This window comes from Cryobacterium sp. MLB-32 (assembly GCF_000738085.1).
In the GTDB taxonomy this organism is placed as follows: Bacteria; Actinomycetota; Actinomycetes; order Actinomycetales; family Microbacteriaceae; genus Cryobacterium.
This window is the reverse complement of sequence record NZ_JPRS01000006.1, coordinates 50,700-67,289: the sequence shown is the minus strand read 5'-3', so window position 1 is coordinate 67,289 and position 16,590 is coordinate 50,700. Positions and strand designations below refer to the sequence as shown.

General features: G+C 66.7%; 12 protein-coding genes, 1 pseudogene and 1 riboswitch. Of the genes and pseudogenes, 10 read left to right on the top strand and 3 right to left on the bottom strand.

Annotation, left to right across the window (positions count from 1 at the left end; translation table 11 throughout):
- Positions 1 to 12: 12 nt before the first annotated feature.
- The 4 genes from JF66_RS24135 (at position 13) to JF66_RS01650 (ending at position 3,945) form a co-directional block, all read left to right on the top strand.
- A complete protein-coding gene (locus JF66_RS24135) occupies positions 13 to 636 on the top strand; it encodes a phospholipid carrier-dependent glycosyltransferase (protein WP_231556255.1) in 624 nt (207 codons plus the stop codon).
- An 11-nt stretch (positions 637 to 647) separates the two neighbouring features.
- The gene (locus JF66_RS24130; protein ID WP_051972989.1) at positions 648 to 1,547 is read left to right on the top strand and encodes a hypothetical protein; all 900 of its coding nucleotides are present in this window, start codon (positions 648 to 650) and stop codon (positions 1,545 to 1,547) included.
- A gap of 158 nt (positions 1,548 to 1,705) precedes the next feature.
- The gene (locus JF66_RS01655; RefSeq protein ID WP_051972988.1) at positions 1,706 to 2,806 is read left to right on the top strand and encodes an acyl-CoA desaturase; all 1,101 of its coding nucleotides are present in this window, start codon (positions 1,706 to 1,708) and stop codon (positions 2,804 to 2,806) included.
- A gap of 158 nt (positions 2,807 to 2,964) precedes the next feature.
- Positions 2,965 to 3,945: a YeiH family protein gene (locus JF66_RS01650; RefSeq protein WP_035874166.1), complete on the top strand. Its 981-nt coding sequence runs from the start codon at positions 2,965 to 2,967 to the stop codon at positions 3,943 to 3,945.
- 14 nt (positions 3,946 to 3,959) lie between these two features.
- Here the strand turns inward: JF66_RS01650 and JF66_RS01645 are convergent, their stop codons facing one another.
- The gene (locus JF66_RS01645; RefSeq protein ID WP_035874164.1) at positions 3,960 to 4,283 is read right to left on the bottom strand and encodes a multidrug efflux SMR transporter; all 324 of its coding nucleotides are present in this window, start codon (positions 4,281 to 4,283) and stop codon (positions 3,960 to 3,962) included.
- An 11-nt stretch (positions 4,284 to 4,294) separates the two neighbouring features.
- A riboswitch (guanidine-III (ykkC-III) riboswitch) is annotated at positions 4,295 to 4,359 on the bottom strand.
- A 513-nt stretch (positions 4,360 to 4,872) separates the two neighbouring features.
- On the opposite strand from JF66_RS01645, the gene JF66_RS01640 reads away from it, so the two are divergent.
- From JF66_RS01640 to JF66_RS01615, 5 genes are all read left to right on the top strand, one after another.
- Entirely contained in the window at positions 4,873 to 5,898 is a 1,026-nt protein-coding gene (locus JF66_RS01640) for a WxL protein peptidoglycan domain-containing protein (protein WP_231556254.1), read from the top strand.
- Positions 5,899 to 5,936: 38 nt separating this feature from the next.
- Positions 5,937 to 8,303 (top strand): ice-binding family protein, encoded by a 2,367-nt coding sequence (locus JF66_RS21510; RefSeq protein ID WP_197059286.1) that lies wholly within the window; start codon positions 5,937 to 5,939, stop codon positions 8,301 to 8,303.
- A gap of 150 nt (positions 8,304 to 8,453) precedes the next feature.
- Positions 8,454 to 9,041, top strand: coding sequence for a WxL domain-containing protein (locus tag JF66_RS01625; protein ID WP_051973011.1), 588 nt, complete (start codon positions 8,454 to 8,456; stop codon positions 9,039 to 9,041).
- 109 nt (positions 9,042 to 9,150) lie between these two features.
- On the top strand, positions 9,151 to 10,524 hold the full coding sequence (locus JF66_RS01620; protein WP_035874161.1) for an L-serine ammonia-lyase: 1,374 nt from the start codon (positions 9,151 to 9,153) through the stop codon (positions 10,522 to 10,524).
- A 91-nt stretch (positions 10,525 to 10,615) separates the two neighbouring features.
- The gene (locus JF66_RS01615; protein WP_156109610.1) at positions 10,616 to 11,098 is read left to right on the top strand and encodes a LysM domain-containing protein; all 483 of its coding nucleotides are present in this window, start codon (positions 10,616 to 10,618) and stop codon (positions 11,096 to 11,098) included.
- An 18-nt stretch (positions 11,099 to 11,116) separates the two neighbouring features.
- Here JF66_RS01615 and JF66_RS01610 read toward each other — a convergent pair whose 3' ends face one another.
- Positions 11,117 to 12,154 carry a Gfo/Idh/MocA family oxidoreductase gene (locus JF66_RS01610; RefSeq protein ID WP_035874154.1) on the bottom strand — a complete coding sequence of 346 codons (1,038 nt, stop codon included), beginning with the start codon at positions 12,152 to 12,154 and terminating at the stop codon, positions 11,117 to 11,119.
- A gap of 100 nt (positions 12,155 to 12,254) precedes the next feature.
- Entirely contained in the window at positions 12,255 to 14,777 is a 2,523-nt protein-coding gene (locus JF66_RS01605; protein ID WP_035874153.1) for an RNA helicase, read from the bottom strand.
- Between the two features lie 257 nt (positions 14,778 to 15,034).
- Between JF66_RS01605 and JF66_RS01600 the strand changes: the two are divergent.
- Positions 15,035 to 16,587 (top strand): annotated as a pseudogene (locus JF66_RS01600) (molybdopterin-dependent oxidoreductase).
- The last annotated feature ends 3 nt before the right edge of the window (positions 16,588 to 16,590 follow it).

Below are 16,590 nucleotides of genomic sequence, written 5' to 3'. Positions count from 1 at the left end.
TACGATGGACAGGTGCTCGCTACTAGTCGATGGGTCCGGTGGGCCGCCCCCATCCTGGTGGTTGTGCTTGCCGCCGCCCTGCGCCTGTGGAACCTCGGCACCCCGCACTCGCTCGTCTTCGACGAGACGTTCTATGTGAAGGACGCCTGGACGCTCTTCATCAACGGCTACGAATCCACGTGGCCGAACGACGCCGACGCCCTCTTCGCCGGTGGCCAGACCGGCGTGTTCACGACGGATCCCTCATTCGTCGTGCATCCGCCGCTCGGCAAATGGCTCATCGCGCTCGGAATGGCCGCCACGGGCCCCGCCAGCAGCTGGGGCTGGCGCATCTCGACCGCCCTGATCGGCATCCTCGCGGTCGTGCTGCTGATGCTGATCGCCCGCCGACTGTTCGGGTCGCTGACCCTCGCCACGATCGCGGGGTTCCTGTTCGCGATCGACGGACACGCCATCGTGATGTCGCGCGTGGCCCTGCTGGACAACTCGCTGATGTTCTTCGCCCTGCTCGGTTTCGGCGCGATCCTCCTCGACCGCCCCTGGCATGCACGACGACTCGGTGCCTGGCTCGACCAACGCCGGGCCGCGGGACTCAATCCACACTGGGCCCCACCCTCTGGTGGCGTCCGTGGCTGATCGCGGCGGGGTTGGCCTTCGGACTCGCCTGCTCCGTCAAATGGTCCGGCCTGTATTTTCTCGCCGCCTTCGGCGTGTACTCCGTTGTGGTCGACGCGCTCGCCCGGCGCCGCGCCGGGGTGTCGTTCTGGGCCAGTGCCGCGATCCTCAAGCAGGCGCCCGCCAATCTGCTTCTGATGGTGCCGATCGCGCTAGTCACCTATCTCATTTCCTGGACCGGTTGGTTTGTCACCCGCGGCGGCTTTTATCGCAACTGGGCGGATTCACTCGGCGCCGCGTGGAGCGGGCCCCTCGCCTGGGTTCCGCACACAATCCAGAGTTTCTGGCACTACCAGGTGGCGGCCTACACGTATCACGTAGGACTGTCCACGCCACACCCGTATCAGGCCAACCCGCTCACGTGGCTGTTTATGATCCGGCCGACAAGCATGTACTACGTCGGCACCAGCCGTGGCGAGGACGGCTGCGCCAGCGACAGCTGCTCGGCGGCGATCACCTCGGTCGGCAATCCGCTCATCTGGTGGGCGGCCACGGCCGCGCTGTTCTACCTGGTGTATCGCCTGGCCCGCTACCGTGAATGGCGGGTCGGCCTCATCATGATGGGCATGGTGGCCGGCTACCTTCCCTGGCTCATGTACCTCAACCGCACCGTATTCCAGTTCTACACAATCGCCTTCGAGCCGTACCTTCTTCTCTGCCTGACCTGCGTGATCGGTCTCGTGCTGGGGCTGATTCCGCACCCGCGGGGTGCAATACCCGACCCCGGCAGGGTTGTCATCGGCCGCCGAATCGTGGCTGTATTTTTGGTTATTTCTCTTCTGATCAGCGTCTTTTTTTACCCACTGTGGACGGGAACCCAGACATCGTTCACCTTCTGGCAGCTTCATACATGGATGCCCAGTTGGAGATAGGTCAGGCTTGATATATTCTCAGAATGGCATATAATGACTGGGAATAGTGTGTGAAAACTTGGTGTTAGGTGGGGTCGCGACCGTACACTGAGAGGTATCTGCTCCACGAGTAATTGCTCACACCCTGGCTGAGAAGTCTTACGTCTACCAAAGGCCTCATGTCGGAAGCTACTGCCGCACCCGCGGTCCGAATCATTCGGACGCGCCCGGGTGGAGACAAGAAGAACCCCACAACCGAATACTCCTCGCTGCTGCACACGGTGCGCAATCTGGGACTGCTCGGTCGACGCACCGGCTTCTACTGGATGATGTTTTCGATCCTGGTCGTCGCGACCGGCGGAGCCGTTACCGGCTTCATCCTGCTCGGTGACACGTGGTACCAGCTGCTCATCGCAGCCGCGCTCGGAATCATCTTCACGCAGTTCGCCTTCCTCGCCCACGAGGCCTCTCACCGCGCCGTCTTCAAGTCCGGCAAAGCCAACGACCGCGCGGGCCGCATCCTGGCCAACCTGTTCGTGGGCATCAGCTACGCCTGGTGGATGACGAAGCATAGCCGCCACCACGCCAACCCGAACGTGATCGGCAAAGACCCCGACATCGACCCCGACTTCATCGTTTTCCGCGAAGAAGACGCCGCGAAGGTGAGCTGGCTCGGCTCGTTCGTGACGCGCAAACAGGGCTACCTCTTCTTCCCCCTGTTGATGTTCGAAGGCTTCAACCTTCACGTGCAGGGCCTCAAGACGGTCTTCGGTAAGCACAAAGTCGACAGTCGCGCCGTCGAAATCACCATGCTCGTCAGCCGTATCGTGCTCTACGTCGCGGTCATCTTCTTCTTCCTGCCCCTCGGCCTCGCGTTCGCCTTCATCGGTGTGCAGCTCGCCGTGTTCGGTGTGTACATGGGAGCGTCTTTCGCCCCGAACCACAAGGGCATGCCGCAACTGCCCGCCGAAAGCAAGGTCGACTTCCTGCGTCGTCAGGTGCTCACCTCGCGGAACATCCGTGGCGGCACGTTCATCGACACCTACATGGGCGGCCTGAACTACCAGGTCGAGCACCACCTGTTCCCGAACATGGCCCGCCCGCACCTGCGCAAGGCGGCTGAAATCACTAAGGAGTATTGCGCGTCCAACGACATCAAATACACCGAGACCGGTGTGTTCGAATCGTACGGAATCGTCATCGAGTACCTGAACAAGGTCGGCCTCGCGGCCCGCGACCCGTTCGATTGCCCGATGGTGGCCCGCTTCCGCTACCGGTAGCCGGTCGCTGGTCACCAGCGCCCAACCGCTGGTCGAGCCCCCACCGCTGGTCGAGCCTGTCGAGACCCAGAACACAGCCATCAGCCGCTCCTCCTCAGGGGGGAGCGGCTTTTCTGTGCCCGGCGGCGGGCGCCTGGTCGGGCAGTAGGCTTGAACTCATGTGGCTGCCGGGCGTGCTCCTCGCGGCCGCCGCCGCCATGACCTCGTGGGGCCTGCACACCCTCATCCCGGCGGCTCCCCTGCTCACGCTCGCCGTCGGACTCGGAATCATCGTCGGCCAGGTGCCCGCACTGCGCACCCCCCTCGCCGGAACACTCGCCCCGGGCCTCACCGTTGCCGGCCAGCGTTTCATGCGCCTCGGAATCGTGCTGCTGGGGCTGAAGCTCAGCCTCGGCGACATCGCTGGGCTCGGCTGGGTCACCATCGCGACCACCGTAGCCATCGTGCTCGTCACCTTCGCCGGCACGCTGGGACTCGGCAGACTGTTCCGCTTGCCCGGGCACCAGCCCCTGCTCATTGCCAGCGGCTTTTCGATCTGCGGCGCCTCGGCGATCGGGGCCATGAGCGGCGCCGTCAAGGCCAAGGACGAGGACACGGCCACCTCGATCGCCCTCGTCACCCTGTGCGGCACCGTCGCGATCGCCGTGTTGCCGCTGCTGTGGCATCCGCTCGAGCTGTCTCCGGCCCAATTCGGTCACTGGGTCGGGGCTGGGGTCCACGACGTCGGGCAGGTCGTGGCGACCGCCCAGGTGGCCGGGCCCGCCGCCCTGGCCATCGCCATCGTGGTCAAGCTCACCCGCGTGCTGATGCTGGCACCGATCGTCGCGGTCGCGTCGGCGGTCGAGCGCCGCCGCCCCGTTCTGGCCGAAGACCCTCCCACCCGCACTCCGCTCGTACCCCTGTTTGTCTTCGGGTTCATCGTGGCAGTCGTGCTGGGCAGCCTGCTGCCGCTGCCCGCCCCCCTGCTGGTTGCCGCCGACACGGTGCAGACCGCCCTGCTCGCGATGGCCCTGTTCGCCCTCGGCGCGGCGGTGCGGCTCGTCACTCTCGTGCGCACCGGCTGGCGCGCCCTGGTTGTCGCCCTGCTGTCGTGGACCCTCGTGGCCGCCCTCGCGTTTGGCGCCGTGCACCTCGGCTAGGCGGGCGTGACGCTTCAGTGACTGTCGTCGACGAGCTTGAGGCCGATAACGCACCCGACCAGACCGAGGATGAGCACCACCTTGAGCAGCGACGTGGGTTCGCCACCGAAGGCCATCGCCCACGTCACGGTAAGGGCGGCACCGATGCCCACCCACACCGCATAGGCCGTGCCGATCGGAATGTCCCGCATGGCGAGCGCAAGGCCGCCCATGCTCAGCAGCAGGGCCCCGCCGAAGATGATGGACGGCCAGATTTTGGTGAATCCCTCGGACTTGCCCAGGGCGGTGGCCCAGACGGCTTCGAGAGTGCCGGAGGCGATCAGAATAATCCAGGACATGACAGTACTCCCGTGGCCAGTCTTGTCGCGTGCCGGGTACTGATCCCTCGTCCGGAGGCCCACTGAGAGCCTTCAGACAAGACTCTCACATCTAGGCCTCGTTGGCAGGGGCTGTCTGGCGAGGGCGAATTGCGCCCGGTGACGCACTCCTGCGCGCCCCGGAGCCAGGCCCGATAGCGTGGCGCTACACGGCGTTTCTGACGTGCTGGGAGCCTGACACGCCGAAAGTTCACGGGCCGCGCGCGGGACCCTTCCGGTGGGCAATCTCCTGGTCACGCAGGGAAGCATCACGACGGGCAGCGGTCAGCCCTCCGGCATCACCGCCGATCAGCGCACCCTGTCTCCACGGTGACACAGGCTTTCATCTCCGCTCCCGCGTCCAGCAGCGGAACGTTCGTTGTGACACCGACGTTCCGCCTCGCCGTTCCGCCCAACGCCTAGCGTTCCCACTACAGCGGCGCGGTCGCGGCCTCCCCCCTAAACGCGTGCATCGCCGTACTTACGATCACCATCGCAAAGCGCGTCTCGGGTTCGACATTAAAACCCCCATTCAAGGGGTATTTGATACTTTCTCAGTTAAGGTTTCTCTATGACCGTCAGCTCCACACGCACACGAGTGCGCGCGCCGCGGCGTCTGGCCATGCTTGTGGCGGCGCTGGCGCTTTCCCCATTCCTCATTGGCCTCGGTGCCGCTCCGGCGACGGCCGTGGACGACGGGACCCTCGGCATCCGTCCGGAACTCGAATCCGACTTCTTTCACATCAACCTGGCCCCCGGGGCCGCGATCGACGCGAACGCGATTGTCAGCAATCACAGCGCCGAGGCGGTGACTCTGCTGAACTACGCCGTCGACGGGCAGAGCACACCGCAGGGCGCCTTCGCGCTCGCCGCCCAGTCCGATGCCCGAACCGGTGTCGGCGCCTGGGTCAGCCTCGGTGCGGAATCAATCACCGTTCCGGCGAACTCCCAGCTCACGGTTCCGTTCCGGCTCAGCGTGCCGGCCACGGCGACCCCCGGCGACTACGCCGGAGGCGTGATCATCGAAAGTGCCCCGGTGCAGGGAGAAACTACGAACTCGGGCGGCGACGCCTCCGTGCGGTTAGACGTCATCCAACGTCAGGGCGTACGGATCTATCTGGCGGTGGCCGGCACGGCCGTCCCCACCCTCACGCACGGTGATCTCGGCTGGACCGTCTCGAACGACACGGTCACATTCACCCTGCCGATCACGAATACGGGCAACACGATTCTTCATCCGACGGCGGTGCTCGACATCAGCAGCTGGATCGGTGCCACCGCGAATATCGACTTCGCTACTCCCGAAAGCATCCTTCCGGGCGCCACCCTCGACCTGCAGGCAAACCTCACGGGGGCGCCTTTCCTGCAGGCCGGCACTGCAGAGGCCGCCCTCGCCTCGGATGCCGGCGACACCCGCGTGAGCACGAGCTTCGTCTACGCCCCCTGGTGGTTCGTCCTCGCCAGTGCGCTCATCCTCGCGGCCATTGCGTTCGGCATCTGGCGCATCCTCCTGTTCGTCCGCCGAGCCCGGCGCGCCTTTGCCCAGGTGGCGGTGTCCACACCGACATCGACCGGCGGGGTCGCCCCGCCGACCTGATGCGCACCGTCGGCCCGTGCGCCGGGCGGTGGCCCGGAATGGCGATACTCGCGCTCATCGTCGTCCTGGTGGTACAGGTCACAATCAGTGCGCCCGCTGCCCAGGCGTTGGGAACCGTCGTTGATCTCGGCACGGCTTCGACGTACTCCCTTCTCGGGGGAACGTCGGTGGCCAACACGGGAGCCTCTGCGGTCAGCGGGAATGTCGGGTCATATCCAGGGCTCGCCGTGTCCGGTTTCCCGCCGGGTATCCTGACCGGCCAACTGCACCCGGGCGACTCCGCCGCCCGCCAAGCCCAAGCCGATGCGCTCGCGGCGTATTCGGCAACCGCGGCCCAAGTCCCCACGCAGGCGATTGCCGGGGATCTCGGCGGTACGACTCTCACGGCAGGGGTGTACCGCTCTGCTGCCGCACTGTCGATCAGCTCGGCGCTCACGCTCGATGCCCAAGGCGATCCTGCGGCCGTCTTCATCTTCCAGGTCAACGCGGCCTTCGGCATGGCCGCCGCCGCCAGAATCGTTCTGGTGAACGGGGCACAGTCCTCGCGGGTCTTCTGGCAGGTGGTCGGCGCGACAACTCTGGGCGCGTCGGCGAGCTTCGCCGGCACACTCCTCGGCCTCGCCGCGATCTCCATCGGGGCGGGAAGCACCGTCGTGGGACGTGCCCTGTCACTCACGGCAGCGCTCGCCCTGGACACGAGCGTCATACTGCCCGAGGCCCCCGTCAATCTCGGAACGGCAGGGGCATACTCGGCGCTCGCCGGCACATCCGTGACGAACACGGGGATGACGACGCTCAGCGGCAACGTGGGCGTGAGCCCCGGGACCGTTCTGACCGGTTTCCCGCCGGGACTCAACAGCGGCAGCACCCACGTCAACGACAGCCAGGCGGCGCAGGCGCAGGTGGACCTGTCAGCGGCGTCCACCGACGCCGCTGCCCGCACGCCCACGGGGACACTCTCGGGAGACCTCGGCGGTCGTACGCTCACGTCTGGCGTCTATGCCGCAGCCGGTCCACTCTCCCTCAACGGCACGGTGCTGCTCGACGGGCAAGGAAACGTACACTCGGTCTTTATCCTGCAGCTCGACTCCACTCTCACGACCTCGGCGGGGAGCACTGTGAAAGTCGTCAACGGCGCCCAGGTATCGAGGGTGTTCTGGCGGGTGAAAGGTGCGGTGTCCCTCGGCGCCGCCTCCGCTTTCACGGGTTCTCTCCTGGCGCAGGGGGCCGTGAGCATCGGCAACAGTTCCGGTTTCCTCGGTCGGGCGCTGTCGCGCGCCGGGGCAATTTCGCTCAACGGCACGACGCTCAACAGCGAGGCAACGATCTGGCTGGGAACGGCCCGGAGTTATGCCCTCCTGGCGTCCGCGTCGGTGGCGAACACGAGCACATCGACGATGAACGGTGACGTCGGCACGAGCCCTGGCGTCGCGATCACCGGCTTTCCTCCCGGAATCATCACCGGCGCGACACACTACGGCGACGCCGCTGCCGCACAGGCCCAGGCGGACCTTCGACTGGCCTACAACGATGCGGTGGCACGGACGCCCTCCGCGAGCCTCGCCGGCGATCTCGGGGGGCGTACCCTCACAGCGGGGGTCTACCGCTCCGCCGCGGCCCTGTCGGTGAGCACCGCACTCATCCTCGACGGCCAGGGCAACCCCAACGCCGTCTTCATCTTTCAGGTCGACGCCGCATTCAATACGGCCGCCGGGAGCACCATCACCCTCGTCAACGGCGCGCAGGCCTCCCGGGTGTTTTGGCAGGTCACGGGCGCAGTCACCCTCGGGGCTGCCTGCGGGTTCCAGGGCACCATTCTGGGACTCGCCGCGATTTCGATCGGCGCTCAGTGCGCTTTCACCGGACGAGCTCTCACCGTCGACGGCGCGATCACCCTCAATGCAGCAACCTCGACCGACCCGGAGCCCGTTCCTGGACCGCTCGAGATTGTGACGGCCGGCGCCGCTCTCTCCGCCGTCACGCTCGACGGCACGACAACCCAGTACGCGACGGGCCTGTCCACCGAGTGGACCATAACCGACGCCCGTGGATCCGGGGCGTCATGGACCGTGTCGGTAGAGGCGACCACCCCGACCAGCGCGGCCGGATCGGTCGAGTCGACCCCGCGCACCCTCAGCGTTGAGAACCTGTCGATCACACCGGGTTCAATCACGGCCCGACCCGGTTCCGACCCCATAAGTGGCATCTCCGCACCGCCGCTGGCGCTGGCGACTTCGGCCCAGGCGCTCATCACGGCCGTCGGCTCGCATCGTGGTACCTACGTGCTCACGCCAGCAGTCAGCCTGATGATCCCGCCGAACGCCTACCGATCAAACTTTTCGGGAGTGATCGACCACTCCGAACTGAATCCCTTCATTTCTACGTTGACCTTCACGATCTCCTGAACCTCACGAAGTCTTGCGTAAAGCCTGATCGAACCCTGCGCCGCTCCGCTGCTCCCCTTGAGCTTCAACGCGAAGTATGGGGATATCGCCACACGGCAGCCCAACCGGGCCAAACAGCCCGCTTCGGCACCCAAGCAAGAGGACAACACCATGCACGCATCCATCAAGACCGCCGGCATCATTGCAGCGACCGGTATCCTGCTCGGCGTCGCTCTCTCGCCTGCGAACGCCACCCCGAACACCGATGACATCAGCTCCACCGTGTCGGCGGGGTTCCTCACCGCGTTCGCCACCGCCCCCGACACCATGACCGGCGTCACACTCAACGGCTCCACGAGCCAGTATTCCACCGGCACGGCAACGGGCTGGACGATCACCAACGCCCGCGGCACGAACGCCGCCTGGAGCCTCTCGGCCAGCGCCACCGACTTCACCAGCGCCGCCGGCAGCGTGGATACCACCGCCCGCACGCTCCCCATCGGCAACCTCATCGTCACCCCGGGAACTGTCACCGCCGGCAGCGGCTCGGACGCCGCCCCGAGCACCTCCGCGGTTACCATGAGCACAAGCGCCCAAGCGCTCGTCACCTCCCCGAGCGCTGGCAGGGGCACCTACACCCTCACCCCCGGATACAGCCTTGAAGTACCGGCCAACGCCTTCCGCTCCAACTTCGTCGGAACCGTCGGATCCAGCGATGTCAACCCCTACGTCTCCACCATCACCTTCACTATCGCGTAACACCACCGCAGTCCCTCGCACTCTCGAGCCCTCCGCTGATTCGTCGCGGGGGGTTCGAGCCATGTCCGGGCGTGTCAAGCTGCGCTGTCATTCCACGTAACATGGAGGGGTGACAGCGTACGTCTCGGCTCTCGACCTCTTCTCCATTGGGATCGGTCCATCCAGTTCCCATACGGTCGGACCCATGCGGGCCGCCCTCGTCTTCGCCGAGCGTCTGAGAGATTCCGGCTTGCTCCCGGACGTGACCCGGATCAGCTGCTCCCTGTTCGGCTCGCTCGGCTCCACCGGCCTCGGCCACGGCACCCCCGACGCCGTACTCGCGGGACTCGCCGGCTTCAGGCCGGAGGCATGCGACCCCGACGACGTGCGCAATGCCTGGGCCGGTCTTGATCAGGGCGCGACCCTCACTCTGCTCGGCGGGCACACCATCCCCGTCGCACGCGGCGACGTGACCTTCGAGCCCCGTACCCGACTCCCCGGTCACCCCAACGCGCTGACCATCTCCGCGTGGGGCGACACGGATGCCGCGCCGCTGTTCGTGCAGACCTTCTACTCGGTGGGAGGCGGTTTCATCCGCCAGGACGGCGACCAGATCGCCACCTGCACCGCCACACAGCCTCTCCCCTACGCGTCCAGCGCTGAGCTGCTCGCGCTGTGCGACGAGCATGGAATCGGCATCTGCGAGGTCGCCCGCCGCAACGAAGAAGCCATCCACGGGGAGCGCGGGCTGAACGCCGGGCTGAACGCGATCTGGGACGCCATGCACGAGTGCGTCGAGGCCGGCCTGCAGGCAACGGGAACCCTCCCGGGCGGACTGAAGGTCAAGCGCCGAGCGGCATCCGTTCGTATGCGCCTTGAGGAATATGATGGCCAGTCGCAGCGTGACCGCGACACCTCGACCGAGTGGCTGCACGCGTTCGCCCTCGCCGTCAACGAGGAGAATGCCTCGGGCGGCCGCGTCGTGACGGCCCCCACGAACGGCGCGGCGGGCATCATCCCCGCCGTTGCGCACTATTACCTGCGTTTCGTGCCGGGCGCGGATGCCGCGGGAATCCGCCGCTACCTCCTCACCGCGGTGGCCATCGGATCGTTGGTGAAGGCCAACGCCTCAATTTCCGGAGCAGAGGGCGGCTGCCAGGCCGAGGTGGGTTCGGCCTGCGCGATGGCCGCCGGCGCACTCTGTGCGGTGCTCGGTGGAACGCCCCGACAGGTGGAGAACGCCGCCGAGATCGCCATGGAGCACCATCTCGGGCTCACGTGTGACCCGGTCGGCGGGCTCGTGCAGGTACCGTGCATCGAGCGCAACGCGATCGCCTCGTCGACGGCCGTCTCGGCCGCCCGCCTGGCGCTGCACGGTGACGGAACACACCTCGTGTCCCTTGATACGGTGATCGAGACGATGCGGCAAACCGGCCTCGACATGATGACCAAATACAAGGAGACCAGCGAGGGCGGCCTCGCGGTCAACGTGATCGAATGTTGATCTGACCCCGTAGGGTGGGGTGACACGTCCGGTTGGGGTTGCATTCGCACCGTTCCGGGAGTGCAACTGGGGGGTCACCATTTTTCGCACTGTGTCGCACCGAGCCGGCGTCGCCTCGGCTGCCATTGTTCTGCTCGTTCTGCTTGCCGGCTGCACGGGAACACCGACGCCCGCGGTGACCGTCACGTTCACCCCGAGTCCGAAGCCGACTCCGTCTCCCTCCCCGACTCCGACGCCCGCGCCCGCGCCTGAGCCCGTGATCACCGAGGCGCCCGCGCTCATCCCCAATCCCGAGGTACCCGACCTCGTGCCGAACGCGGAACCCGTTCCCCTGCCGCAGGGACCGGCCGTCGACCTCGGCTCCACTCCCGGAGCGCGTGGCCCGGCCGTCGCCAATTCCGCGGGCGCGCTCATGACCTATACGGTCGTCGAGGGCGACGCCTTCTTCGACATCGCCCAGCGGTTCAACATTCCCGTGCAGATGATGCTGACGATGAACCCGTCGGTGCCGGGATTGGGCGAGCGAATCTACCTCAAGCAGATCATCAACCTCGACTGGACCACCACGCGGTAGCTCCCGGCATCCGCCGGTTCAGCGGGCGGCGTGGATCCGTTCGATGATCTCGATCACGCGCAGGGCGTCGCGGGGATCGACCGGCACCGGTGCGCCTCGCAGGATCGCGTCCGCGAGGCCGGCGTAGAAGAGGTCATAGCGTCCGCGATCGGTGGGATACGGCGTGAGGTCGCCGTCGATTCCGACGAGGCCCCACTCTGCTTCGTCGGCCACTCCGAAGTCCGCGTCGGTCGGCAGGGCGCCGTTCTTGAGCGCTGCCTCCTGACCGTCGAGGCCCCAGACCGTGTAGGCCGACTCGGAGCCGAGCACGTGGAACCGCGGGGCGCGCTGGGCGGCGAGCCCGTTCATCCACAGGTGGGAGGTCACGCCGGACTCGTGCGTGAGCGCCACGAAGACATCGTCGTCGGCGAGGCCGCCCTCCCGTCGGGTGAGCGTCTCGGCGTAAACATCGACGACCGGTCCGAACAGCACGAGCGCCTGGTCGATCAGGTGCGGGCCGAGATCGTACAGCAGTCCTCCACCGTCTTCTGGCGTCGCCTCGAGCTTCCACGACGGCCTCGGGACGGGCTTCCAGAATTCGAAGCGCGACTCGAAGCGCCGCACGCGTCCCAGCGTGCCGCCCTCGATGAGCGCCCGAAGGGTGAGGAAGTCGCCGTCCCAGCGTCGGTTGTGAAACACCGTGAGCGTGGAGGCCAGCCGGTCGGCTTTCTCGACCAGGGCCCGGCCTTCGTCGCTGGTGACCGCGAAGGGTTTGTCCACCACGACCGCAAGCCCGGCATCCAATGCCCGGTCGGCGAGGTCGGCATGGGTGGCGGGCGGTGAACCGATCACGATGAGATCGAGGTCGGTCGCGCTCTCGAACAGCTCGTTCGTTGTCGCCACGATTCGGGCCTCGGGGTGGAGTCGTCGGGCGTCCGCCTGCCTGTCCGGGTTAGCCGTGACGATCACGGCGAGCGAGAACTCGGGGTTGGCCGCGATGAAGGGGCTGTGAAAGGTACGGCCGGCGAGCCCGAACCCGATCACGGCCGTGCGGATGGGTGCGAAGTGGTGAGCCATACCGCTCACGCTAACCCGTTCCGCCGGTCGCGCGCTGGTACCGCGCCGCTACAGCCGCGCGCTACCGCACCGGCGGGCGCGCGCCGCGGGTACGGCGTGGCTACAGCCGGTTGACGGCCGTCACGCGCAGCACGGCCTCGCCCGCCTCGTCGCTGGCGGCGAGGTCGACCTCGGCGCTGATGCCCCAGTCGTGATCGCCGGCCGGGTCGTCGAGGATCTGCCGCACATTCCACTGCGTCGAGGTGACCTCGATGAGCAGCAGGTCGGAACTGCGCGCATCCGCGCCGGTGAGGATCTCGTCGTGATCCTCGAAGTAGTCATCGAGCGAGTCGGCCCACACATCCGCCGTGAAGCCGTGTTCTTTATCGAGAACGCCCAGCTCTTCGTAGTTCTCCAGCGCCGCGAGCTGAACCCGGCGGAAGAGCTCGTTGCGCACCAGGATGCGGAAGGCCCGCACGTTGGTGGTCAGGCGTTTCGGGGCCGGCGGCAGGATGGCGTGCGCCTCGGTGGCGTGCTCGGCGGCATCCGGGTGCAGCATTTCTTCCCACTCGTCGAGCAGGCTCGAGTCCACCTGCCGCACGAGTTCGCCGAGCCATTCGATCAGGTCGAGCAGGTCTTCGTTCTTGGCCTCGTCGGGAATGGTCTGCCGAGCGGCGCGATAGGCGTCGGAGAGGTAGCGCAGCACGACGCCCTCGCTGCGGGCGAGTTTGTAGAAGGCGATGAACTCGCCGAAGGACATGGCTCGCTCGTACATGTCCCGTACGACGGACTTGGGGCTGAGCTCGAAGTCCGCGATCCAGGGCTGAGACGCCTTGTAGGTCTCGAACGTGTAATTCAGCAGCTCTTCGAGAGGCTTGGGCCAGGTGACCTCCTCCAGCAGCGCCATCCGCTCGTCGTATTCGATGCCCTCACGCTTCATGGCGTTCACGGCCTCGCCGCGCGCCGCGAACTGCTGGCCCATCAGCACGGGCCGGGGGTCGTCGAGGGTGGCCTCGAGGATCGAGATCATGTCGAGCGCGTAGTTACCGGTGCCCGGGCCGGGGCCCGTCTCCGGGTCGGGGTCGAGCAGTTCAAAGGCCGCGAGGGCGAACGGCGACAGCGGCTGGTTGAGCGCGAAGTTGGCCTGCAGGTCGACGGTCAAGCGGATACTGCCTGCCGCACTCTGCTCCACGATGCCGGCTTCGCGCAGGGTCTTGTAGATGCCGAGGGCGCGGCGGGCGAGCACGAGCTGGCGTTTCCACGGCTCGTGGTTGTCGAAGACGAGCGAGTGCACGTGGGCGAAGGCGTCGCCTCCGCGTCCGATCACGTTGATGAGCATGGCGGCGGTCATCTGCATGCTTGAGCTGAGCGTCTCCGGCTCGGCGTCGACGAGGCGGCGGAAGGAGGGCTCGCCCCAGGACACGAAGCCGTCGGGCGCCTTCTTGCGCACGATCTTGCGCTTCTTTTTCGGGTCGTCGCCGGCCTTTTCGATGGCCTTGAGGTTCTCGGACTCGTGGTCGGGGGCCTGGATCACGACCGTTCCCGCGGTGTCGTAGCCGGCCCGTCCGGCTCGTCCGGCGATCTGGTGGAATTCGCGCACGTGCACCTGGCGCATCTTCACGCCGTCGTACTTGGTGAGGGCGGTGAACAGCACCGTGCGAATGGGCACGTTGATACCCACACCGAGCGTGTCGGTGCCGCAGATCACGCGCAGCATGCCGCGCTGGGCGAGCTGTTCCACGAGCCGACGGTACTTGGGCAGCATTCCGGCATGGTGCACGCCGATGCCCATGCGGATGAGGCGGGAGAGCGTTTTGCCGAAGCTCGTCGTGAACCGGAACTCACCGATCAGCTCCGCAATCTCGTCGCGCTGCTCCCGAGTCGCCACTTTGGCGCTCGCGAGGGCCTGCGCGCGCTCAAGGGCGGCCGCCTGGGAGAAGTGCACGATGTAGACGGGGGCCTTCTGGGTGTGCAGCAGGTCTTCGACCGTCTCGTGCACGGGCGTGGTCTCGTAGTAGTAGTTGAGCGGCACCGGGCGCTCGACGCCGGTGACGATCGCCGTGTCCCGGCCTGTGCGCTTCGAGAGGTCCTCGGCGATGAATTTCACGTCGCCGAGCGTGGCTGACATCAGGATGAACTGCACCCGCGGCAGCAGGAGCAGGGGCACCTGCCAGGCCCAGCCGCGGTCGGGGTCGGCGTAGAAGTGGAACTCGTCCATCACGACCTGGTCGACCTCGGTGTCTTCTCCGTGACGCAGGGCGAGGTTGGCGAGGATCTCGGCGGTGCAGCAGATGATGGGGGCGTCGGCGTTCACCGAGGAGTCACCGGTCATCATGCCCACGTTTTCAGCGCCGAACGTCTCCACCAGGGAGAAGAATTTCTCGCTCACGAGCGCCTTGATCGGAGCCGTGTAGAAGCTGCGCTTGCCGGCCGAGAGTGCGGCGAAGTGCGCGCCGACGGCTACGAGGGACTTGCCGGTTCCAGTGGGCGTGCTCAGAATGAGGTTCGCGCCGGAGACGATCTCGATGACCGCCTCCTCCTGCGCCGGGTACAGGCTCAGGCCTTGCTCGGTCGCCCAGTTTTCGAAGGCTTCGAACAGCACATCGGGATCGGTGACATTGGGGAGACTCTTCAGCAGTGACATGGTCCCTTAAGACTGCCTTACTTCACGCCCGTCCGCCTGCCGTTCCCCCATTCCTCCTCGCCAGATCCGACCTGTAGGCATAACTCCTGCAATCTGCAGACCGTCCGGGCAACTTCCGCAGAACGACGGGGCAGTTCAAAACCACCTCCCCGAATTGCAGGAGTTATGCCATCCCATAGATGTTTCGGATGTCTGACGAAAGTTGGGCGACGCGCGTGAGGGGTGGTAATCCCAGCCGGTCGTTCTAGGCTGGCGGCATGGTCATCAGCAATGCCTCGAGCACACCGGTTCGGCCCCGCACGGTTCAGCGGCTCTGGCGTCCGGCGCTGGCCGGCGTTGCCGCCGCGATCGCCGCCCTCGGGCTCGCCGAGCTCGTGGCGGCGCTGCTGGCGCCCACCGCGAGCCCCGTGCTGGCGGTCGGCGCCCTCGTGATCGAGCGGATGCCGGCCGGGGTGAAAGACCTCGTGATTTCCCTGTTCGGCACGGCCGACAAGCTCGTGCTCATCCTCACCCTCGGGCTCGTCGTCCTCGTTCTCGCGGCACTCGCCGGAGTGCTCGAGTATCTGCGCGCGCCGTGGGGGCGTGTGCTCGTGGTCGCCGCATCCGCCATCGCCCTGCTTGCGGCGCTCACCCGCTCGGGCTCGGCCGCCTTCGATGCCCTTCCCTCGCTCGTCGCGGCGGGCGTCGGCACGATCGTGCTCACCGTGCTCGTGCGCCGGCTGAGTGATCGGCCGTCCGGGGAGGCGCCCTGGACCGACGTGGTTTCCTCGCCTTCACCGGCGTCAGCGCCGCGGTCGGGGTGCTGGCCCTGGCCGGCGGGCAACTCCTCCTCGCCGGAACTCGGGCAGCGGATGCCGCCCGCGCCCTGTTCACGCTGCCCCCGGCATCCGTCGCCGGCGTTCCCACCCCGGCCGGCGCCTCGCTGGGCGTAGCGGGGATCACACCGATCATCACGCCGAATGAGGATTTCTACCGCATCGACACGGCCCTGCAGGTGCCGCGCATCGACCCGAGCACGTGGCGACTGCGCATCACGGGCATGGTCGAGAACGAGGTGGAGATCTCCTTCGCGGAATTGCTCGCCCTGCCACTCGAGGAGAGTACGACAACGCTCGCCTGCGTCTCCAATTACGTGGGCGGCGATCTGATCGGCAATGCCGTGTGGCTCGGTTATCCCATTCGTAAGCTTCTGGCGAAGGCGAAGCCCACGAGCGACGCCGACATGGTGCTGTCTACCAGCTCCGACGGGTTTACCGCGGGCACGCCGATCGAAGCCCTCACCGACGAGCGCAACGCCATTCTGGCCGTGGGAATGAACGGCGTGCCGCTGCCGCTCGAGCACGGCTACCCCGTGCGCATGGTCGTGCCCGGGCTGTACGGCTATGTGTCGGCGACGAAATGGGTCGTGGAGCTCAAGCTCACCCGCTTCGACCAGGAGCAGGGCTACTGGACGCCGCGCGGCTGGTCTGAGCTCGGCCCGGTGAAGCTGTCCTCGCGCATCGACGTTCCCCGCGCAGGGGTTGCCGCCGGACCGGTGGTCGTGGCCGGTGTCGCCTGGTCGCAGCACGTGGGCGTCAGCGCCGTGCAGGTGCAGATCGACGACGGAGATTGGAACGAGGCAACCCTGGCCGACGCAATCTCCATCGACACCTGGCGACAGTGGATGTACACGTGGCCCGCGACCGCCGGCACACACACGGTGCGCGTGCGGGCGACGGATGCCGATGGCCTCGTTCAGACGTCGGTCACCCGCGACGTTGCCCCCGACGGAGCCACCGGGCTGGACCAGATCTCAGTGACGGTGACGTAAGAG

Bases quoted from the DNA above. Each gene is read 5' to 3' on its own strand.
- JF66_RS01655 (WP_051972988.1), top strand. From the start codon at position 1,706: ATGTCGGAAGCTACTGCCGCACCCGCGGTCCGAATCATTCGGACGCGC.
- JF66_RS01650 (WP_035874166.1), top strand. From the start codon at position 2,965: ATGTGGCTGCCGGGCGTGCTCCTCGCGGCCGCCGCCGCCATGACCTCG.
- JF66_RS01645 (WP_035874164.1), bottom strand. From the start codon at position 4,283: ATGTCCTGGATTATTCTGATCGCCTCCGGCACTCTCGAAGCCGTCTGG.
- JF66_RS01640 (WP_231556254.1), top strand. From the start codon at position 4,873: ATGACCGTCAGCTCCACACGCACACGAGTGCGCGCGCCGCGGCGTCTG.
- JF66_RS21510 (WP_197059286.1), top strand. From the start codon at position 5,937: ATGGCGATACTCGCGCTCATCGTCGTCCTGGTGGTACAGGTCACAATC.
- JF66_RS01625 (WP_051973011.1), top strand. From the start codon at position 8,454: ATGCACGCATCCATCAAGACCGCCGGCATCATTGCAGCGACCGGTATC.
- JF66_RS01610 (WP_035874154.1), bottom strand. From the start codon at position 12,154: ATGGCTCACCACTTCGCACCCATCCGCACGGCCGTGATCGGGTTCGGG.
- JF66_RS01605 (WP_035874153.1), bottom strand. From the start codon at position 14,777: ATGTCACTGCTGAAGAGTCTCCCCAATGTCACCGATCCCGATGTGCTG.